Source organism: Ewingella sp. C233 (genome assembly GCF_055407225.1).
Window position 1 is genome coordinate 188,671 of sequence record NZ_JBUZRI010000003.1, and the last position, 20,680, is coordinate 209,350.

The 20,680-nt window shown below is 52.4% G+C and carries 15 protein-coding genes and 1 pseudogene; 7 read left to right on the forward strand and 9 right to left on the reverse strand.

Annotated features, from left to right (window positions below):
* Positions 1-7: 7 nt before the first annotated feature.
* The 6 genes from ACZRKO_RS16110 to tkt form a co-directional block, all read right to left on the reverse strand.
* Positions 8-1,027 (reverse strand): LacI family DNA-binding transcriptional regulator, encoded by a 1,020-nt coding sequence (locus ACZRKO_RS16110; protein WP_463738260.1) that lies wholly within the window; start codon positions 1,025-1,027, stop codon positions 8-10.
* A gap of 27 nt (positions 1,028-1,054) precedes the next feature.
* Positions 1,055-1,441: a lysozyme inhibitor LprI family protein gene (locus tag ACZRKO_RS16115; RefSeq protein WP_463738261.1), complete on the reverse strand. Its 387-nt coding sequence runs from the start codon at positions 1,439-1,441 to the stop codon at positions 1,055-1,057.
* A gap of 113 nt (positions 1,442-1,554) precedes the next feature.
* The gene (gene fbaA / locus ACZRKO_RS16120) at positions 1,555-2,634 is read right to left on the reverse strand and encodes a class II fructose-bisphosphate aldolase (protein ID WP_463738262.1); all 1,080 of its coding nucleotides are present in this window, start codon (positions 2,632-2,634) and stop codon (positions 1,555-1,557) included.
* A 128-nt stretch (positions 2,635-2,762) separates the two neighbouring features.
* Complete coding sequence (gene pgk / locus ACZRKO_RS16125; protein WP_463738263.1) at positions 2,763-3,926, reverse strand: phosphoglycerate kinase; 1,164 nt, start codon at positions 3,924-3,926, stop codon at positions 2,763-2,765.
* 71 nt (positions 3,927-3,997) lie between these two features.
* A complete protein-coding gene (gene epd / locus ACZRKO_RS16130) occupies positions 3,998-5,014 on the reverse strand; it encodes an erythrose-4-phosphate dehydrogenase (protein WP_463738264.1) in 1,017 nt (338 codons plus the stop codon).
* 499 nt (positions 5,015-5,513) lie between these two features.
* Positions 5,514-7,508, reverse strand: coding sequence for a transketolase (gene tkt, locus ACZRKO_RS16135; protein ID WP_463738265.1), 1,995 nt, complete (start codon positions 7,506-7,508; stop codon positions 5,514-5,516).
* A 249-nt stretch (positions 7,509-7,757) separates the two neighbouring features.
* Between tkt and loiP the strand changes: the two genes are divergently transcribed.
* Positions 7,758-8,510 (forward strand): metalloprotease LoiP, encoded by a 753-nt coding sequence (loiP, locus tag ACZRKO_RS16140; RefSeq protein WP_463738266.1) that lies wholly within the window; start codon positions 7,758-7,760, stop codon positions 8,508-8,510.
* Positions 8,511-8,590: 80 nt separating this feature from the next.
* Here loiP and ACZRKO_RS16145 read toward each other — a convergent pair.
* From ACZRKO_RS16145 to speA, 3 genes and pseudogenes are all read right to left on the reverse strand, one after another.
* A pseudogene (locus ACZRKO_RS16145) lies at positions 8,591-9,983 on the reverse strand (efflux transporter outer membrane subunit); the annotation flags it as partial.
* 324 nt (positions 9,984-10,307) lie between these two features.
* Entirely contained in the window at positions 10,308-11,231 is a 924-nt protein-coding gene (gene speB / locus ACZRKO_RS16150; protein WP_463738267.1) for an agmatinase, read from the reverse strand.
* Between the two features lie 313 nt (positions 11,232-11,544).
* Entirely contained in the window at positions 11,545-13,527 is a 1,983-nt protein-coding gene (speA, locus tag ACZRKO_RS16155) for a biosynthetic arginine decarboxylase (RefSeq protein WP_463738268.1), read from the reverse strand.
* A gap of 876 nt (positions 13,528-14,403) precedes the next feature.
* Here speA and metK point away from each other — a divergent pair.
* The 6 genes from metK (at position 14,404) to gshB (ending at position 20,673) form a co-directional block, all read left to right on the forward strand.
* The gene (gene metK / locus ACZRKO_RS16160; protein WP_463738269.1) at positions 14,404-15,555 is read left to right on the forward strand and encodes a methionine adenosyltransferase; all 1,152 of its coding nucleotides are present in this window, start codon (positions 14,404-14,406) and stop codon (positions 15,553-15,555) included.
* Positions 15,556-15,936: 381 nt separating this feature from the next.
* The gene (locus ACZRKO_RS16165) at positions 15,937-17,331 is read left to right on the forward strand and encodes a sugar porter family MFS transporter (protein ID WP_463738270.1); all 1,395 of its coding nucleotides are present in this window, start codon (positions 15,937-15,939) and stop codon (positions 17,329-17,331) included.
* Between the two features lie 87 nt (positions 17,332-17,418).
* On the forward strand, positions 17,419-17,940 hold the full coding sequence (locus ACZRKO_RS16170) for a SprT family zinc-dependent metalloprotease (RefSeq protein WP_463738271.1): 522 nt from the start codon (positions 17,419-17,421) through the stop codon (positions 17,938-17,940).
* A 93-nt stretch (positions 17,941-18,033) separates the two neighbouring features.
* Complete coding sequence (gene endA / locus ACZRKO_RS16175) at positions 18,034-18,768, forward strand: deoxyribonuclease I (protein WP_463738272.1); 735 nt, start codon at positions 18,034-18,036, stop codon at positions 18,766-18,768.
* Between the two features lie 211 nt (positions 18,769-18,979).
* Entirely contained in the window at positions 18,980-19,711 is a 732-nt protein-coding gene (rsmE, locus tag ACZRKO_RS16180; RefSeq protein WP_463738273.1) for a 16S rRNA (uracil(1498)-N(3))-methyltransferase, read from the forward strand.
* An 11-nt stretch (positions 19,712-19,722) separates the two neighbouring features.
* Positions 19,723-20,673 (forward strand): glutathione synthase, encoded by a 951-nt coding sequence (gene gshB / locus ACZRKO_RS16185; protein WP_463738274.1) that lies wholly within the window; start codon positions 19,723-19,725, stop codon positions 20,671-20,673.
* The last annotated feature ends 7 nt before the right edge of the window (positions 20,674-20,680 follow it).

The following is a 20,680-nucleotide window of genomic DNA, read 5'->3' on the forward strand; positions in this document are numbered from 1 at the left end:
GAATGGCTTAAGAGGATCCCACCGGTGCGGTGGTATTACGCACCACCAGCAACGTGGGCAAAAGCAGAGAATCTTGTTGCGGGCCAGCGTGTGGCTCCAGCCCTTCGACCAGCCGGCTCACACTCCTGACACCCAACTGGCGGAAATCCTGTTTGATGGTGGTCAGCGGCGGCTGGAAATAGGCGCTGTCTTCAGTGTCATCGTAACCCACTACGGATATCTGCTCCGGCACCCGCAGGCCATGCTCATGTACCGCCCGCAGCACGCCGAGTGCCATCTGGTCATTGGCCACCAAAACCGCCGTAGGACGCGACGAGTGATTTAGCAGGAATAACGCCAGCGCATACCCCGACGCGGCGCTCCAGTCGCCATGGTGAGTCGCGCAGGGCGTAATTTGATGCAATGACAATGCCTCCAGCCAGCCCTGATAACGCAGCCGGGCTGATACCGAGGTCAGCGGACCGGCGATCAGCGCAATCTGCCGGTGGCCCAGTTGCAGCAGATGCTCAACCCCCTGCTTTGCTCCGCAGTGGGGATCAAACAACGTTTTGAATACCGGCGCATCGGGCGCCACGTCGAGAAACATCACCGGCAGTTGCCCGCAGAATTCCACGATTGACTGCGCTTCTTCTGCTTCCAGCGGGACATTGATTAACACGCCATCCACGCGCTGGGCGATAAGCTCACTCACGGCGGCGCGGCAGGCGGTCAGGCTCAGGGTATCAATCATCGAGATAACTACGTTAAAGCCCAGCTGGCTGGCGCGGGTTTTTACCGAGGAGGCAATTTGTGACGGCGCATGAAGCGCCAGTTCCGTGGTCGCAAGCCCCAGCGTATAGCTGCGCTTACCCGCCAACTGCTGCGCGACACGGTTCGGCACATAGTTGAGCGCCAACATGGCCTGTTCAACCTTATCGCGGGTTTTCTGTGACACATGTGCAGCCTGATTCAGCACGCGGGAAACGGTCTGGTAAGAGACACCAGCGTGGCGTGCAACGTCATCAAGGGTGACGGATTTAGGCTTCATTAGGCTCTCTCAGGCGGGGTGGTGTGATCACGGGCAGCTCAGATCACCCTCTTCACAATGCATAAAGGCGTTGATTTCTTTGGTACGCTGTTCGGTTTTTTGCTGCAAACAGCCCGAGTAAATCATTGGCCAGACCGAACCGCCTTTGACGCCGGAGGACTGGAATTCGCAGTCGCTGTCCCGGAAAGCAATCCAGTTACGCTGCGCGGTTTTGAATTGGGTTTGCTGCTTAGGCGAAAGCTGCGCCATCTTTTGTTTATAAGCCTGATTAAGCAACGTATCGCTACGTTTAAAATCCTGGCTGGCACAAATATTCATGTCCGTCTGGGTATTGGCGTTTTTGCAATCCACAACGGCGTCAGCGGCATGAACGAACGGCGACAAGGCTAACAGAGCGATCAGGGCAATGCGCATAGTATTCTCCGTATTGTGCGTTTTATTATTTCTGCATTATAGGCATTAAAAAAGGGGCCGAAGCCCCTTGATGGTAATTTCTGTCATCTGGCCCTGAAGCCAGAAGAGTGAAATTACAGAACGTCTACTGCGTTCAATTCTTTGAATGCCAGTTCCAGGCGAGTCACCATGGAAGACTGAGCAGCACGCAACCATACGCGTGGATCGTAGAATTTTTTGTTTGGCTTGTCTGCGCCTTCTGGGTTACCCAGCTGAGCTTGCAGGTAAGCTTCGTTTTTCTTGTAGAACTGCAGGATACCGTCCCAGTTTGCCCATTGGGTATCGGTATCGATGTTCATTTTGATAACGCCGTAGCTCACTGCTTCTTTGATTTCAGCCGCAGTAGAACCAGAACCGCCGTGGAACACGAAGTTCAGCGCGTTGTGTGGCAGGTTGTGTTTCTTGCAAACGTATTCCTGAGAATCACGCAGAATCGTTGGAGTCAGTTTAACGTTGCCTGGCTTGTACACGCCGTGCACGTTACCGAATGACGCAGCGATAGTGAAACGCGGGCTGATTGCGTTCAGTTTTTCGTAAGCGTAATCAACATCTTGTGGCTGAGTGTACAGTGCTGATGCGTCCATATGGCTGTTGTCTACGCCATCTTCTTCACCGCCGGTGCAACCCAGTTCGATTTCCAGAGTCATATCGAGTTTTGCCATGCGAGTTAAATACTTGCTGCAAATTTCAATGTTTTCTTCCAGAGATTCTTCAGACAGGTCGATCATGTGTGAAGAGAACAGTGGTTTGCCAGTTTTAGCGAAATGTTTTTCGCCCGCGTCCAACAGACCGTCGATCCATGGCAGCAATTTCTTAGCGCAATGGTCGGTATGCAGAATAACTGGCACGCCGTAATGTTCAGCCATCTGATGCACGTGATGTGCGCCAGAGATTGCACCCAGGATTGCTGCGCCTTGTGGCACGTCAGTTTTCAGAGCTTTACCCGCGATGAACGCAGCGCCACCGTTGGAGAACTGAACGATAACCGGTGAACGGACTTTCGCAGCGGCTTCAAGAACGGCGTTGATTGAGTCAGTACCTACGCAGTTAACTGCTGGCAGTGCAAAGTTGTTTTCTTTAGCAATAGCGAAAACTTTCTGAACATCATCACCAGTGATGACGCCTGGTTTTACGAAATCAAAAATTTTAGACATAGTTCTTTGTCCTGTATCGTCGGCCGTAGATGGATTTGAATCGGTTTGCTATCTCGCCTGAGTTCCACTGAGCAGCCCCTCGCGCGAGATAGAAAACAGGGCAGCGTTATGCTGCCCTGTCAGGTTCATTACTTCTTAGCACGCTCTTCCAGCATCACAACAGCTGGCAGTGCTTTACCTTCAACGAACTCAAGGAATGCGCCGCCGCCAGTAGAGATGTAGTTGATTTTGTCAGCAATACCGAACAGGTCGATTGCTGCCAGAGTGTCGCCGCCGCCTGCGATAGAGAAACCTTCGCTGTCAGCAATGGCTTGCGCCACAATTTCGGTTCCTTTACGGAAGTTAGGGAACTCGAACACGCCAACAGGACCATTCCAAAGAATGGTTTTAGCGTTTTTGATGATCTCAGCCAGGCGGTGAGCAGACTCGTCGCCCATGTCGAGAATTTGTTCTTCGTCTTTGATGTCTTTAACGGACTTCACGGTCGCCGTTGCAGTTTCAGAGAACTCAGTCGCTACGCGAACGTCTGTCGGAACCGGGATATCGCAAATAGTCAGCAGGCGTTTGGCTTCATCAACCAGGCTTGCTTCGTACAGGGATTTACCGACGTTGTTACCTTGTGCAGCAACGAAGGTGTTCGCGATACCACCACCAACGATCAGTTGGTCAGCGATTTTGGACAGGGAATCCAGCACGGTCAGTTTAGTCGAAACTTTAGAACCGCCAACGATAGCCACCATCGGACGAGCCGGGTTGTTCAGCGCTTTACCCAGTGCTTCCAGTTCTGCAGACAGCAGCGGACCCGCACACGCGATAGGAGCAAATTTACCTACGCCGTGAGTAGAAGCCTGCGCACGGTGCGCGGTACCGAATGCATCCATTACATAGATGTCACACAGTGCAGCATATTTCTTAGACAGGGATTCGTCGTCTTTCTTTTCGCCTTTGTTAAAGCGAACGTTTTCCAGAACAACCAGTTCGCCTTCAGCAACATCAACGCCGTCCAGGTAATCTTTAGCCAGACGTACAGGGGATTTCAGATGCTCTTTCAGGTAGTTAACAACTGGCAGCAGAGAAAACTCTTCGTTGTACTCGCCTTCAGTCGGACGACCCAGATGCGAGGTAACCATCACGCGTGCGCCTTGTTTCAGGGCAATTTCGATGGTTGGCAATGACGCACGAATACGTGCATCAGATGTCACTTTGCCATCTTTAACCGGCACATTAAGGTCCGCACGGATCAGTACGCGTTTACCCGCTAAATCCAGATCGCTCATCTTAATTACAGACATGGTGAATCCTCTCGTTGATTCTCTTTAAAGTTGCTTGAGGGCCATTCCCGCTGTTAGCCGGAAGTGCCGTACTAGAAACCGCTAGCGGACATTGCCAATGTTGTATCCAACATTCTGTTGGCAAAACCCCACTCGTTATCGCACCAGACCAGCGTCTTAATCAGGTGCTGTCCACTCACCCGCGTTTGCGTGCCATCAACGATGGCGCTGTGGGGATCATGGTTAAAATCTGTCGAGACTAATGGTAGTTCGGTATAGTCAACAATACCACGAAAAGCGCCATTTGCGGCCTTTTGCAGCAACTGGTTGACCTCTTCGACCGTCACACATCCCCCGACAAAAACGCTTAAATCTATCGCCGTGACGTTGATGGTTGGCACGCGCACTGAGATGGCTTCAAAGCGATCGCAGAATTTTGGCATGATGCGCGTGATACCCGCGGCAAGTTTGGTGTCGACCGGAATAATCGACTGACTCGCGGCGCGCGTTCGGCGTAAATCTGCATGGTAGGAGTCAATCACCGGCTGGTCGTTCATCGACGCATGGATGGTCGTTACCGTGCCGGATTCGATGCCATAGGCGTCGTCCAGCAGCTTAATAATAGGGATGATGCAATTGGTGGTGCAGGAAGCGTTGGAAACGATGCGGTGCTGACGTTCAAGCAGGTCGTGGTTCACGCCGTAAACGACGGTGGCGTCGAGGTCATGACCTCCGGGATGCGCGAAGAGGATTTTTTTGGCCCCTGCTGCAAGCTGCGTTTCACCATCCTCACGGCTGCCATAAACACCGGTGCAGTCGAGAACCACATCCACACTGAGTTCGCCCCAGGGCAGCTGTGAAGCGTCTGGCTGATGCAGTAAACGGATGCTGTCATCACCGACGTACAACACATCCCCTTCCTGACGAACGTCCCACGGGAAGCGCCCGTGGCTGGAGTCATACTTTAACAGGTGTGCCATACCTTCAGGGCTGGCCAGTTCGTTGATAGCAACGACGCTGATCTCCGCCCGACGTCCGGATTCGTATAACGCGCGCAATACGCTACGGCCTATGCGACCAAAGCCATTAATTGCTATACGTATTGGCATACTTCTCCCTGTTACACGGTGGTTATCTTTTGGCAGTAACCCCTATAGTAATGCAGTGCGCAGTAACGGTGAATCGTTCTCAACAACGTTTCTGACACCCTGAGACGTAATTTGCTCTTTCCACATCGTCACGTTAACAACCCAGCGGCGATGTTAAGCACTTATGTTGCTACTGAAACGGTTCAGCCGAGCATAAACCAAAGTGTGCGCAAAAGGAATAATTCGCCGGTTTGGAAAGCAATTCTGCGATCAAACGCTGAAATAATCGCCAGAGATTCTTCGCAATTACCGCCCTTTCACTTCCATATCACGTTTATACCCGCTTTTTTATCGCCCGGCTGGCGACAAGTAAGCACGTATTTAGAAAGTCGAGTGTAGCTGAGGTGGCGATTTTGCAGTTTGACCTGCATCATTTAGCGTGAAACTGGGAGACAGATCATAAAAGTGGGATGTAAAAAAGGCATCCAGAAGGATGCCTTTTGCAGTTAACGTTTCAGACTTACTTCAACAATGCCTGAGCTTGCGCCACGACGTTTTCAACGGTGAAGCCGAACTCTTTGAACAGCTCTTCCGCAGGAGCTGATTCGCCGAAGCTGGTCATACCCACAACAGCGCCATTCAGGCCCACGTATTTGTACCAGTAGTCAGCAATACCCGCTTCAACGGCAACACGCGCAGACACCGCTTTCGGCAGTACAGATTCACGGTATGCCGCGTCTTGTTTGTCGAACGCATCGGTAGATGGCATGGACACCACGCGTACTTTCGTACCCGCTGCAGCCAGTTTGTCTGCCGCTTCCACGGTGATACCCACTTCAGAACCGGTGGCGATCAGGATCACTTCCGGCGTACCTACGCAATCTTTCAACACATAGCCACCGCGCGCGATATTTGCCAGTTGCTCGGCAGTACGCGGTTGTTGGGTCAGGTTCTGACGGGAGAAGATCAGGGTAACCGGGCCGTCATTACGCTCGATAGCGTATTTCCATGCCACAGCAGATTCAACCTGATCACCCGGGCGCCAGGTGCTCATGTTTGGCGTGACGCGCAGACTGGCCATTTGCTCAACCGGCTGGTGCGTCGGGCCGTCTTCACCCAGACCGATAGAGTCATGGGTATACACGAAGACGTTGCGGATTTTCATCAGCGCTGCCATACGCACGGCATTACGGGCATATTCCACGAACATCAGGAAGGTCGCAGAGTACGGCAGGAAACCGCCGTGCAGTGCGATACCGTTGGTGATCGCGGTCATACCGAATTCGCGAACGCCGTAATGAATGTAGTTACCGGCTAAATCATCGCCCAGTGACTTCGAACCAGACCACATGGTCAGGTTGCTTGGCGCGAGGTCAGCAGAGCCGCCGAGGAATTCTGGCAACACTTTACCGAAAGCTTCCAGCGCGTTTTGTGACGCTTTACGGCTGGCGATGTTGGCAGGATTTGCCTGCAACTCTTCGATGAATTTCTGTGCATCCGCTTGCCAGTTAGCAGGCAGCTCGCCGTTTACGCGGCGTTTGAACTCTTTTGCAAGCGCAGGGTGCGCTTTTTCATAAGCAGCGAATTTCTGATCCCAGGCCGCTTCTTTAGCTTTACCGGCTTCTTTAGCATCCCACTGGGCATAAATGTCCTGTGGGATTTCAAACGGAGGGTAGTTCCAGCCCAGTTGCTTACGGGTTGCTGCAACTTCCGCGTCACCCAGCGGTGCGCCGTGCGCGTCGTGAGAACCCGCTTTATTTGGTGAGCCAAAACCGATCACGGTTTTGCACATCAAAAGGGAAGGTTTGTCGGTAACTTTATGAGATTCTTCGATAGCCGCTTTGATTGAATCGGCATCGTGGCCGTCCACGCCGCGCACAACGTGCCAGCCGTAAGCTTCGAAGCGTGCTGCGGTGTCATCGGTGAACCAGCCTTCTACGTGGCCGTCGATGGAGATCCCGTTGTCATCATAAAACGCGGTCAGTTTGCCGAGTTTCATGGTACCTGCCAGTGAGCAGACTTCGTGGGAGATGCCTTCCATCATACAACCGTCGCCCATGAAGGCGTAGGTGTGGTGGTTGACCACGTCATGACCTGGCTGGTTGAACTGCGCGGCCAGCGTGCGTTCCGCGATAGCAAAACCGACGGCGTTAGCGATGCCCTGACCCAGCGGACCGGTGGTAGTTTCAACGCCAGGGGTGTAGCCGTATTCCGGATGGCCTGGGGTTTTAGAGTGCAACTGACGGAAGTTAGCCAGTTCGCTCATCGGCAGATCATAACCCGTGAGGTGTAACAGGCTGTAGATCAGCATTGAACCATGACCATTGGACAGCACGAAGCGATCGCGGTCAGCCCAGTGTGGGTTCGTCGGGTTATGGTTCAGGTAGTCACGCCACAGGACTTCGGCAATATCTGCCATGCCCATAGGGGCGCCAGGGTGGCCGGATTTCGCTTTCTGCACGGCGTCCATACTCAGTGCACGGATAGCGTTCGCAAGCTCTTTACGAGAGGACATGTTCTACTCCAGGTCGGATTAAAAAAGCAGTCAAGAAAATCATTTTCTCAGACTAGGCATTAAAACGGCAAACTCTATTAGTGCGCGTGATGAAGTTCACAAAATTCGCTTTTAAAACAGTGCGGTTTTTAGGATATCAACTATAGATCGGCGGACGAAAAAAACCTACTTTAACGCTAGCCTTACCTTTATCGCCTTTTTACGGCATTTTTCTCTGCTTTTGCTTTTTACTTTTGGGAACGAAAACTGATGAAATTTACTCCTGCGCTGTTGAGTCTGAGCGTTGTCGCTTTGCTATCCGGTTGCGCTAATCTCAATACCGATACCCTGATGCAATCCGGCGCACAAGCCTATCAGGCAGCCACGCTGTCAGATGCCGATGTAAAAACGCTTAGCGTACAGTCCTGCGAAGAGATGGACAAAAAAGCACAAATCGCCCCGGATAGCAGCGAATATGCTCAACGTCTGAAAAAAATCTCCGCAGCCCTTGGCGATAACATTAATGGCCAACCGGCGAACTATAAGGTGTACATCACCAAAGACGTCAACGCCTGGGCGATGGCGAACGGCTGTATCCGTGTTTACAGCGGGCTGATGGACATGATGAATGACAACGAGGTCGAAGGCGTACTGGGTCATGAAATGGGCCACGTGGCGCTGGGGCATACCCGTAAAGCCATGCAAGTCGCCTATGGCGCGACAGCCGCACGTTCAGCAGCCTCTTCATTAGGGGGCATCAGCGCCACCCTTTCTCAGTCACAACTGGCAGATCTTGGTGAGAAATATGTTAACGCCCAGTTCTCGCAAAAACAGGAATCAGAGGCGGATGACTATTCGTTCGATTTGCTAAAAAAACGCGGCATCGACCCGACCGGTCTGGCGACCAGCTTCGAGAAACTTGCCACGCTCGACAAAGGGAGCAGCATCGGCTGGTTTGACGATCATCCGTCTTCCGAGGCCCGCGCTAAACATATTCGTGAACGTATCGCCGCCGGAAAATAATTTAGACATTAATGGAAGTGAAATGAACAAGGGTGCAAATATATTGCGCCCTTGTTATAACTTAAGACTTTATATTAACATTACCGGATATATTGTTTTTTCGTGGCATGATAACCTCCCCCCAAAGAAGTAATAAGACTGATATCGGCATTAATGATCTTATTTTTCAGAATCAATAAATTAGCCTGTTCTTATAAGAGAGGAAGTCTGGCCTTTGATACCTGATTCGCACTAATAAGCCCGGCGGCGAAACGTTGCAGCGTCAGATCCAATATATGCCGTTCCCCCCGACAACCTCTTGCTGATGCAATTCTTCTTGCGCCAGCGTCTGAATCTGACTGGCGCTTTTCACAACGTCAGTCACGGCACCCACGATGGCTTTATTATACGAAGCGATAGTCAGACTGCTGTTTGCCTGTACGATATCCAGATTGGCGTTTAACCGGCCGCTGTCGAAAATCGGCAGAGTCAGACCCGCAATAGCGCCCATCTGTTGCGCCGAACTGCGGAACAAATCACTCAGATGCAGTGCGTCATATTGCAGGAAACCCATCAGGTTGATGCTGGGATAAAAAGCAGCCCTTGTGCATCCACCTGACTGAGTGAAGCTTCAATGTACCATTGGGCGGCTTGTAAGTCGGGGCGACGTGCCAGCAGTTCATAGTTAAGCGTCGGCGGCAATGCTTCGGCGGCTTCTGGCAGTGTGACTGGCTGTATCGATGGCAACGGTTGCTTCAGTCCCATCATCGCGCCCAATGTGGCCTGCACCGTGCGTAACTCGCCATTATTGGCAGCAGTATTCTGCGCAAGTTTGGCCAGCGTAATTTTCGTCGAGGCATCATCCAGTGAGGAGAGGATCCCTTGTCTGAACAGCATTTCGTCGGTATCAACAATACGCTGCTGCTGCTCCTGCACCTGTTGCAAAACTTGTTGCAACGCCATCACCGTCTGGATATCCCAATACAGTTCGGCCACTGCCGAAGAGACCATCAGTTGTGTCTGGACAAGCTCAGCCTGATAAATCCCTAATGAGGCCTGAATCTGATCATGATTTTTACCCCATAAATCCAGTTCATAGCTGCCCTGTAAGCCAAAGGTCCCGTTGGTGTACCAGGGACCCATGGTCCCCGCAGCCGAATCATCCACGGCGAAAGGCCCCATGCCCCCTTCTCCGGACATTTTCTGCCGCTCGACGTCTGCGCCAAAATCAATTTGCGCACCACCCTGTGCTTTCGCCATCTCGGTCTGCGCCTTTGCCAGCACGATACGCTGCTGCACAACCGCAACGGAAGGTGAATCCTTCAGTGCCTGTGCCACCAGCACGTTGAGTTGCGGATTATGATAGTCCATCCACCAGTTGGAGCCGGGCCACGCCTGCATAGCGGCCTGTGAGATTTCCGGTGCGCGCAATTGCGTAATATCTGTCTGAGGTAACGCGGGGTTTTCGTCATGTACCCACGCACAGCCATTAAGTCATAGAAATAAAGGCAGGAAAATAACCGCAGTGGTTATTTTATTTTTATAAATACCATGAATTGATATCAATTTAATTATTCACTCAGAAAATATTATGAAAATCCCCAGAAAAGGGAAAGGCGGGGGAATAAAGGATGTCAGGCATATTTTAATTATGAAACTGTGCGGCCGGAGGTTATTTTCCGGGGGGGGGATTTTTCCGCTTAGCATTTATCTGAAAATAAATTTATATTTGTCATGTTTAAATCAATATGCATTCATAAGACAAATAATAAAGGCACCGTGCAGGTGCCTTTATTAAATGATGCAGAAAACTGACTATCAGCCTTTTTTATAAGCCTGAACGTGCAGCATTTCCAACGCCAGTGTAGCCGCCGCCAGTGCAGTGATTTCAGACTGGTCGTAAGCCGGAGCAATCTCAACGATGTCCATGCCGACGATATCCAGATCCAGATCTTTCAGGCCGCGCACCAGTTTAAGGGCACGATCTGATGTCAGGCCGCCAATCACTGGCGTGCCGGTACCCGGTGCATGTGCCGGATCCAGACAGTCGATGTCGAAGCTCAGGTAAACCGGAAGATCGCCGACGATCTGCTTAACCTGCGCCAAAATATCATCCACGGTGCGGTCATTGACCTGCGCGGCATCCAGAACGGTGAAGCCCAGATTTTTGTCGAATTCAGTACGGATACCAATCTGCACAGAGTGGTTCGGATCGATCAGGCCTTCGTTCGGCGCATGGAAGAACATGGTGCCGTGGTCGAATTTGCTGCCGTTGGAATAAGTGTCGGTGTGCGCATCGAAATGCACCAACGCCATCTTACCGAAATGTTTGGCATGGGCGCGCAGCAGGGGCAACGTCACAAAGTGGTCGCCGCCGAAAGAGAGCATACGCTTGCCGGACGCCAATACTTTTTCAGCATGCTGCTGCAGTTTGTCAGTCAGATCCTGTGCATCGCCAAAGTTGAAGACGACGTCGCCGCAGTCGATCACTTTCAGGCGGTCACGCAGATCGAAATCCCACGGCCAACGCTGCCCTTCCCATGCAAGATTGACAGATACCTGACGAATCGCCGCCGGGCCCAGACGAGCGCCGGAACGGCCGGAGGTTGCCATATCGAAAGGAATACCGGTGATCACCCAGTCAGCATCTGAGTCGTATGGTTGGAAGTTCAGCGGAAAACGCAGGAAACCAAATGCGTTAGAAACTAAGGAGTTATCAGGTTGATGGCCCAAAGTGCTCATAAAAACGATCCTCTTTTGACGTCACCGTAAGGGCGAAGCCGTTACGCAGTGGTGAAGTATAGATGAAAAAAAATCCCTTCCCGTCGTTAGCCCGACGGAAGAGGGATTTCTACCCTTCATACTTCAAGCCGCTGATGCGTTAGCTGCATTCTGTCACCCGAATCACTGACTCATGCCAGCTCATCGGGATCCCTTCATTTGCCGCCTTCCTGCAACTTGAATTATTCGGGTATATCAATAACTATTTTATACAGCAATTGCCGCGAATTTTACCCTAATCCGGCTCAGCTTCAAGCCGGATTATTGCGCGCTGTTACTCGTCTTCTTCCAGATACGTATAACCGTACAGACCCGATTCAAACTCTTCGACGAACTGCGCCTGTAGTTCTGCATCCAGATCGGTTTCTTTCACCTGATCGCGGAAACGGGCCAGCAGAACATTCGGATCCAACTGTACGTACTCCAGCATATCGGCGACGGTATCACCTTCGTCGGATTGCTGCACTTCGATGCTGCCGTCAGGGAAGACGAATACGTCGACCGCGGCGGTATCACCAAACAAGTTGTGCATGTTACCGAGAATTTCCTGATACGCACCGACCATGAAGAAGCCCAGTACTGGCGGATCTTCCGGATCATACGGAGGCATCGGCATCGTCGTCGCCACGCCGTCACCATCGATGTAGTGATCGATAGTGCCGTCGGAGTCGCAGGTAATGTCCAGCAAGACGGCGCGGCCAACCGGCGGTTTATCCAGCCCTTCCAGCGGCAGAACCGGGAATAACTGATCGATACCCCATGCATCCGGCATTGACTGGAACAGCGAGAAGTTGACGTACAGTTTGTCCGCCATGCGCTCCTGCAATTCATCGATGATCGGACGGTGTGCGCGGTTGCTTGGATCCAGCTGACCCTGAATCATATTGCAGATGTTCAGATAGATATCTTCCGCCCAGGCGCGCTGGGTCAGATCCAGAATACCGTGTGCGTACTGGCTATGAACGTCGTGCAGATCCATCTGGCTGTCGTGCAGCCATTCGCGCAGCGAACGACGACTTTGCGGGTCATGCATCTCATTCCAGGTGTCCCACATGCTGCCAAGCGCACGCGGCGCATCATCTTCCGGGGCAATAGGATCACGGAATTCGTTGCGTTCAACACCGATGATGTTCGACACCAGCACGGTGTGGTGAGCAGTCACGGCGCGGCCGGACTCGGTGATCACCGTCGGATGCGGCAGGCCATGCTCATTACAGGCATCGCCGATCCCCCAGATCACGTTGTTAGCGTATTCGTTCAGGCCATAATTGACCGAGCAGTCAGACTGCGAACGGGTGCCTTCATAATCCACACCTAAGCCGCCGCCGACGTCGAAGCACTGAATATTGACGCCCAGCTTGTGCAGCTCAACGTAGAAACGCGCAGACTCACGCACGCCGGTTGAGATATCACGGATGTTGGAGAGCTGGGAACCGAGATGGAAATGCAGCAGTTGCAGGCTTTCCAGACGGTTGGCTTCACGCAACATTTCCACCAGTTGCAGAACCTGCGAGGCCGCCAGACCAAACTTGGATTTTTCGCCACCGCTTGACTGCCACTTACCTGAGCCTTGAGACGACAGACGCGCACGCACGCCGAGGCGCGGAGTCACGTTAAGACGTTCTGCCTCTTCCAGCACCAGTTTAATCTCCGTCATCTTCTCGATAACCAGATAAACTTTGTGACCAAGCTTCTCGCCGATCAGTGCCAGGCGAATGTATTCACGGTCTTTATAGCCGTTACAAACAATCACCGAGCGGGTCATACCGGCATGTGCCAGTACGGCCATCAGTTCTGCTTTAGAACCGGCCTCCAGACCCAGCGGTTCGCCGGATTCGACCAGCGATTCAATCACGCGGCGATGCTGGTTGACCTTAATCGGATACACCAGGAAGTAATCGCCTTCGTAACCGAACGAATCACGCGCACGCTTAAAGGCGGCATTAATCGAACGCAGGCGATGCTGCAAAATTTGTGGGAAGCAGAACAGTGCCGGCAGACGCTGACCGTCCTGCTCGCGCATGTCTTTCACCAGCTGCGCCAGATCCACGCGGGCCGACGGGACATCAGGATCCGGGCAAACACTGATGTGGCCCAGTTCGTTGACGTCATAATAATTGTTACCCCAATAGGCAACGTTGTAAGTGCGCAGCATTTTGCTGGCATCACGATCGTTCACGGCAACCTCCTGCATGGAGCGCAAAGAAACGGTATCGCCCGCATGTGACGGACGGTGGGACTGGATGTCATCAGACATAGGTAAATCCTCTTTCTACACTGACAACATGGCCAGCCACTATCGCAGTAACAACAGGTGAGAACAACCCGCAAGGCTGGCTTTCAGACAGGATAAAAACCTGCGCGCCAGGGTTCGCAAATTGTTTTTCACTCATGTGATTATAGAATTCATCATTAGACTCCGTGGAACGGGTCAGAAGAAACCAATAGGGATAATGCCCCTAAGGTTGCAGGCTACGTCAGTTTTTATGGGGGAAGCGGCTGTTAACCGGCCCGATTTGGCTGAGTAGCGTCCGGATGTCGCAAACTGAGCTGTCTATAGTCAGGCTGCATAAACGCGGCTGTCCGGCGGACAGAGTGTTTATAACATCGGATTGATGACAGAAATTTTTCAGAAAGGCGTGCAGCATCGATAGACAATGTCTGCCGGGGTGGCTGTTGAAATGTAACAAGCGGTAAAAAGTGGGTCATTAACCTAACCACCTCCACACGTGCCACGCATCACCCGCGGGCATTCGAGCTGAGAGAACAGTAATCACTGGAATACGCCGCAGAATGAAATAACAGAGCGCGCGGCGTTTATACCGGCAACCCGCTGTAATTGCAAAATGAAAATGTGCCGCAGATTGTTTCCATGCGTGAATATCACTGTACAGCCGCACAATAACGCCATGTTCATCACAAAAATGACTGGCTTTCGCCACGTCTGCTATCCTAAAATAGCCGTCCAGATGTTAATCCGTCTATGTGGATTAACTGTCAAACTGCTTCAAGGCTTTGCCTTATGGGGACATGCAGGACGCATTGCGACAATGGCGAGCTCCGCTCTTCATCTGCCAGCCTCCCCAGTGCTATGCAGTGATATCTAACCCGTTGTATGAAGGTAGAGAACATAATGGCTAAACACCTCTTCACGTCCGAATCCGTTTCAGAAGGACATCCAGATAAAATTGCTGACCAGATTTCCGATGCCGTCCTGGACGCAATTTTAGAACAAGACCCGAAAGCACGTGTTGCATGTGAAACTTATGTTAAAACCGGCATGGTCCTCGTCGGGGGTGAAATCACCACCAGCGCCTGGGTCGACGTAGAAGAAATCACCCGTCAGACCATCCGTGAGATTGGCTACGTTAATTCCCAAATGGGCTTCGACGCCAATTCCTGCGCCGTACTGAGCGCCATCGGTAAGCAGTCTCCTGACATCAATCAGGGCGTTGACCGCTCTGACCCGCTGGAACAAGGCGCGGGCGATCAGGGTCTGATGTTTGGTTATGCCACCAACGAAACCGACGTGCTGATGCCAGCGCCGATCACTTACGCACACCGTCTGGTACAGCGTCAGGCCGAAGTCCGTAAAGCGGGCACCCTGCCGTGGTTGCGTCCTGATGCGAAAAGCCAGGTCACTTTCCAGTATGACGAAGGCAAAATCGTCGGTATCGACGCCGTTGTACTGTCTACTCAGCACTCCGAAGACATCGCGCTGAAAGATTTGCAGGAAGCGGTGATGGAAGAGATCATCAAACCTGTATTACCAGCAGAATGGCTGAACGCCGGGACCAAATACCACATCAACCCGACTGGCCGTTTTGTTATCGGCGGACCAATGGGTGACTGTGGTCTGACTGGCCGTAAAATCATCGTGGATACCTACGGCGGTATGGCCCGTCACGGTGGCGGTGCGTTCTCCGGTAAAGATCCGTCTAAAGTTGACCGCTCTGCGGCCTACGCGGCGCGTTACGTGGCAAAAAACATCGTGGCAGCCGGGCTGGCTGACCGATGTGAGATCCAGGTTTCTTACGCTATCGGCGTGGCAGAACCGACCTCTATCATGGTAGAAACCTTCGGGACCGGTAAAATCTCCAACGAGCAACTGACCCTGCTGGTACGCGAGTTCTTCGACCTGCGTCCTTACGGTCTGATTCAGATGATGGATCTGCTGCACCCAATCTACAAAGAAACCGCTGCTTACGGTCACTTTGGTCGCGAACATTTCCCTTGGGAAAAAACCGACCGTGCCGAACAGCTGCGTGACGCTGCCAGCCTGTAATTTCAGCGCAGCCAGTGTTTAAAAGAACCCTGCCATTTTGGCAGGGTTTTTTATTGCCTACGTTTTAACGACTACACTTATGCAAGTGAATGGAAAGAAGTGAAAGCGGTTACAAATTATAACTCTTTAATAATGAATAGATTAAATCAATATTTTATGCGCCAACTCAACATTTGATTGATCTAAGTCAAAAAAATCAGTATTACTCTGACCCGCAATCCCTTCCCCCATCACTTAACTTCGTAAAAGCTTCTCACCGCTGACCCGCCGCTGAATCAATAAGTGTAAGCGATTACAACTCTGTGATCTGGCGCACTTTCAGACAGGGCAAGGGCAAATAACATAACAAGCTAAGCATTATTGCTATCTTTTGGAGGCAGGATGAGTAACTCAACGTATGGCAAAAAGAAACGCTCGAATAAAAGCGTCACTTTCTTTGTCTGTTTTCTCGCCGCACTGGCAGGCCTTCTGTTCGGGCTGGATATCGGTGTTATTGCTGGTGCCCTTCCTTTCATCAGTCATGAATTCCAGATAACCAGCCATCAGCAAGAGTGGGTGGTCAGCTCGATGATGTTTGGTGCCGCCGTCGGTGCTATCGGCAGTGGCTGGCTCAACTTCCGTCTCGGGCGTAAATACAGCCTGATGATTGGCGCGGTACTGTTTGTGGTGGGCTCACTCTGTTCAGCCTTTGCCCCTAACACCGAAGTGCTGATTGTCGCCCGCGTATTACTGGGTCTGGCCGTCGGTATCGCGTCGTATACCGCACCGGTTTATCTGTCGGAAATCGCGCCGGAGAAAATCCGTGGCAGCATGATTTCCATGTACCAACTAATGATCACTATCGGTATTCTGGCTGCCTATCTGTCGGATACCGGCTTCAGTTACACCGGCGCATGGCGCTGGATGCTCGGCGTGATCACCCTGCCTGCGCTGCTGCTGCTGATTGGCGTATTCTTCCTGCCCGACAGCCCGCGCTGGCTGGCCGCACGGGGCAACGATGATAAAGCCCGCCGCGTGCTGGAAAAACTGCGTGATTCCACTGCGCAGGCAAAAAGCGAGCTGGATGAAATCCGCGAAAGCCTGAAAATTAAACAGAGCGGCTGGGGTCTATTTACCAGCAACAAAAACTTCCGCCGTGCGGTGTACCTCGGCATCCTGTTACAGGTGATGCAGCAGTTCACCGGTATGAACGTCATCATGTATTACGCACCGAAAATCTTCGGTATCGCCGGGTTTGCCAGCACCTCTCAGCAGATGTGGGGCACGGTGATCGTCGGGGTCGTTAACGTACTGGCGACCTTCATTGCCATCGGTCTGGTTGACCGCTGGGGCCGCAAACCTACGCTGAAACTGGGCTTCCTGGTGATGGCGGTCGGTATGGGCATTCTGGGAACTATGTTGCACATCGGTGTGGAATCTGACGCGGCGAAATACTTCTCCATCGCCATGTTGCTGATGTTCATCGTTGGTTTTGCCATGAGTGCCGGTCCGCTGATTTGGGTGCTGTGTTCTGAAATTCAGCCACTGCGCGGACGTGACTTTGGTATTACCGTATCTACAACGACTAACTGGATCGCCAACATGATTGTCGGCGCAACCTTCCTAACCATGCTCGATACCCTCGGCAACGCCAATACCTTCTGGGTCTACGCCGCGCTGAACGTGGTGTTCATCTTCATCACTATTGCGTTGATCCCTGAAACGAAAAACGTTTCTCTGGAACACATCGAACGTAACCTGATGAAAGGCGAACCGCTGCGCGATATCGGTAAGTAAATTTAGCCAGTGTGCCAGTACCCACCGGGGGCGATAATACGCCCCCGGTTATTGCATCTCCCCCCGCCCCGATTTATTCTTCGCCTGATGAAAAGCCCCCGACTCCCCATCGCCCTGCAACAAGCCGTTATGCGCTGTCTGCGGGAAAAACTCCAGCTGGCCAATGCGCATTTCGGTACGGATTATCCCGAACCGGAAATCAGCTATCAGCAACGCGGCACCAGCGCGGGCAGCGCCTACCTGCAACACTGGCAAATCCGGCTCAATCCCATCTTGCTGGTCGAGAATCAGCAGCCTTTTGTGGATGAAGTTGTCCCGCACGAACTGGCGCATCTGCTGGTCTACCGCCGTTTTGGCCGCAACGCCGCACCGCATGGCAAAGAGTGGCGCTGGGTGATGGAACATGTGCTGGGCGTCAGTGCCAGCCGCACCCACAAATTCGGAACCGCCTCAGTGCAAAGCAAAACCTATCCCTATTTGTGTGGCTGCCAGGACCATCAGCTCACCGTGCGCCGTCACAACCGTGTGATGCGAAAAGAGGCAGAATATCGCTGCCGCCATTGCGGCGAACTGTTACGCTTCAATGTCAAAGGCACCACTAACTGCTGATTTTTCAATCACTAAATAGCAGCAATGTCTCATTGTCACACCGCGTCGCATCCGTTACCCTTCCGACCTTTTCACATCAGGTCATTCAGAAACATGTTTCGTAAAACGCTTTCAGCCTTTCTGTTTATCGCGGCACTCGTCCCGGTCAGTGCATTCAGCCAGTCCGGCAAAGACATCAATAATTTCAGTCAGGCCAAAGCCGCCGCGGTCAAAATTAATCAAGGTGCACAGACGTTTTATTGCGGTTGTGACATCAGCTGGCAGGGCAAAAAAGGCACGCCGGATTTAAAATCTTGTGGCTACACGGTGCGTAAAAGTGAACAGCGCGCCAGCCGGATCGAATGGGAACATGTGGTTCCCGCGTGGCAGTTTGGCCACCAGATGCAGTGCTGGCAGGATGGCGGGCGAAAAAATTGTGCGAAAAACGCCGATTATCGTCAGTTGGAAACCGACCTGCATAACCTTCAACCAGCGATTGGTGAAGTAAATGGCGACCGCAATAACTTCATGTACAGCCAGTGGAACGGTGGCGAAGGCCAGTGGAACGGTGGCGAAGGCCAGTACGGACGCTGCGAGATGAAAGTCGATTTTAAAGCCAAATCCGCCGAGCCACCGGCCCGTGCACGCGGCGCGATTGCCCGCACCTACTTTTATATGCGTGACCGCTATAAGCTGAATTTATCCCGCCAGCAGACACAGCTTTTCACCGCGTGGGACCGCCAGTATCCGGTGACAGGTTGGGAATGTGAGCGCGACAGCCGCATCGCCAACGTACAGGGAAATCACAATCCTTACGTTTTACAGGCTTGCCAGCAACGAAAAGGCTAACCTACTATATACCCGTCATACTTCAAGCTGCGGGTGCGTTGGCTGCACTCGGTCCCCCGAATCACTGACAAGTGTCAGATTATCGGGATGCCTTCCTTTGCCGCCTTCCTGCAACTCGAATTATTTAGGGTATTGGGCACATTTGCTCGCGACATTGTGAAGCAATATCGCCAAAATACTTTCTCTCAAATTTCAAGGACAGCAGCCTCACATGCGCATACCCCGCATTTATCATCCGGAACCCCTGAGCGCCCAGAGCGACATTGCGCTCAGCGAAGATGCCGCCAACCACGTCGGACGCGTTTTGCGGATGCAGACCGGCCAGATGATTCAATTATTTGACGGCAGTAATCAGGTCTTCGAAGCCAGCATTACGCAGGTTGATAAGAAAAGTGTGCGCGTCAGCCTGAGCGAAGGCGTGTTGGCCGACAACGAATCCCCGCTGAATCTGCATCTGGGTCAGGTGATTTCACGCGGTGAGAAGATGGAGTTCACCATTCAGAAATCCATCGAGCTGGGCGCGAATACCATCACCCCGCTGTTTTCTGAGCGTTGCGGCGTCAAGCTTGACGGCGAACGTCTGGAGAAGAAATTGCAGCAGTGGCAGAAAATTGCCATTGCCGCCTGCGAGCAGTGTGGCCGTAACCGTATTCCGGAAATCCGCCCCGCGATGCAGCTCGAAGCCTGGTGTGCCGAGCAGGATGACAGCCTGAAGCTGAACCTGCATCCACGCGCCAGCCACAGCATTAATACCCTGCCGCTGCCAGTGAACCACGTTCGCCTGCTCATCGGCCCGGAAGGCGGTTTGTCCGCCGATGAAATTGCAATGACCTCCGGCTATGGATTTACTGATATCCTGCTGGGACCCCGTGTTCTGCGTACAGAAACCACAGCACTCACCGCGATAACAGCCTTACAGGTTCGTTTCGGCGATCTGGGTTAAGAGGAGACCAAATGATCAAGCTTGGCATCGTAATGGACCCTATCTCGTCCATTAACATCAAAAAAGACACCAGTTTCGCTATGCTACTGGAAGCGCAAAGCCGTGGTTATGAACTGCATTATATGGAGATGAATTCTCTGTATCTGCGCGGCGGTGAAGGCCGTGCAACCACCCGTAAACTGAGTGTTAAACAGGATTACGACGGCTGGTACGAATTTGGCACCGAGCAGGACATTGCGCTGCAGGAACTGGACGTGATCCTGATGCGTAAAGATCCGCCGTTTGATACCGAATTCATTTACGCCACTTACATTCTTGAGCGCGCGGAAGAGAAAGGCACCCTGATCGTCAACAAACCGCAAAGTCTGCGCGACTGTAACGAAAAGCTGTTCACTGCCTGGTTCCCGGAACTGACGCCTGATACGCTGGTGACCCGCAATGCCGCGCAGCTAAAAGCGTTCCATAAAGAGCACACCGATGTGATCCTCAAGCCGCTGGACGGCATGGGTGGCGCATCCATCTTCCGCCTGAAACCGGAAGACGCAAACGTATCTGTGGTCATTGAAACGCTGACCGAGCACGGTAGCCGTTTCTGTATGGCGCAGAATTATCTGCCGGCGATTAAAGACGGCGACAAACGCGTTCTGGTGGTCGACGGTGAGCCGGTTCCATACTGTCTGGCTCGTATTCCGGCGCAAGGCGAAACCCGTGGTAATTTGGCCGCAGGTGGGCGTGGTGAAGCACGCCCGCTGACCGAAAGTGACTGGGCTATTGCCCGTAAAGTCGCGCCAGTTTTAAAAGAAAAAGGACTGATTTTTGTTGGTCTGGATATCATTGGCGACCGCCTGACTGAAATTAACGTCACCAGTCCGACCTGTGCTCGTGAAATTGAAGCCGCATTCCCAATTTCCGTCACCGGTATGCTGATGGATGCCATCGAAAAACGCTTAGCCGCACGCTAAGCCGAAC

Excerpts from the sequence above, each read along its gene's own strand:
- ACZRKO_RS16110 (WP_463738260.1), bottom strand. The coding sequence starts at position 1,027 with ATGAAGCCTAAATCCGTCACCCTTGATGACGTTGCACGCCACGCTGGT.
- ACZRKO_RS16115 (WP_463738261.1), bottom strand. The coding sequence starts at position 1,441 with ATGCGCATTGCCCTGATCGCTCTGTTAGCCTTGTCGCCGTTCGTTCAT.
- fbaA (WP_463738262.1), bottom strand. The coding sequence starts at position 2,634 with ATGTCTAAAATTTTTGATTTCGTAAAACCAGGCGTCATCACTGGTGAT.
- pgk (WP_463738263.1), bottom strand. The coding sequence starts at position 3,926 with ATGTCTGTAATTAAGATGAGCGATCTGGATTTAGCGGGTAAACGCGTA.
- epd (WP_463738264.1), bottom strand. The coding sequence starts at position 5,014 with ATGCCAATACGTATAGCAATTAATGGCTTTGGTCGCATAGGCCGTAGC.
- tkt (WP_463738265.1), bottom strand. The coding sequence starts at position 7,508 with ATGTCCTCTCGTAAAGAGCTTGCGAACGCTATCCGTGCACTGAGTATG.
- loiP (WP_463738266.1), top strand. The coding sequence starts at position 7,758 with ATGAAATTTACTCCTGCGCTGTTGAGTCTGAGCGTTGTCGCTTTGCTA.
- speB (WP_463738267.1), bottom strand. The coding sequence starts at position 11,231 with ATGAGCACTTTGGGCCATCAACCTGATAACTCCTTAGTTTCTAACGCA.
- speA (WP_463738268.1), bottom strand. The coding sequence starts at position 13,527 with ATGTCTGATGACATCCAGTCCCACCGTCCGTCACATGCGGGCGATACC.
- metK (WP_463738269.1), top strand. The coding sequence starts at position 14,404 with ATGGCTAAACACCTCTTCACGTCCGAATCCGTTTCAGAAGGACATCCA.
- ACZRKO_RS16165 (WP_463738270.1), top strand. The coding sequence starts at position 15,937 with ATGAGTAACTCAACGTATGGCAAAAAGAAACGCTCGAATAAAAGCGTC.
- ACZRKO_RS16170 (WP_463738271.1), top strand. The coding sequence starts at position 17,419 with ATGAAAAGCCCCCGACTCCCCATCGCCCTGCAACAAGCCGTTATGCGC.
- endA (WP_463738272.1), top strand. The coding sequence starts at position 18,034 with ATGTTTCGTAAAACGCTTTCAGCCTTTCTGTTTATCGCGGCACTCGTC.
- rsmE (WP_463738273.1), top strand. The coding sequence starts at position 18,980 with ATGCGCATACCCCGCATTTATCATCCGGAACCCCTGAGCGCCCAGAGC.
- gshB (WP_463738274.1), top strand. The coding sequence starts at position 19,723 with ATGATCAAGCTTGGCATCGTAATGGACCCTATCTCGTCCATTAACATC.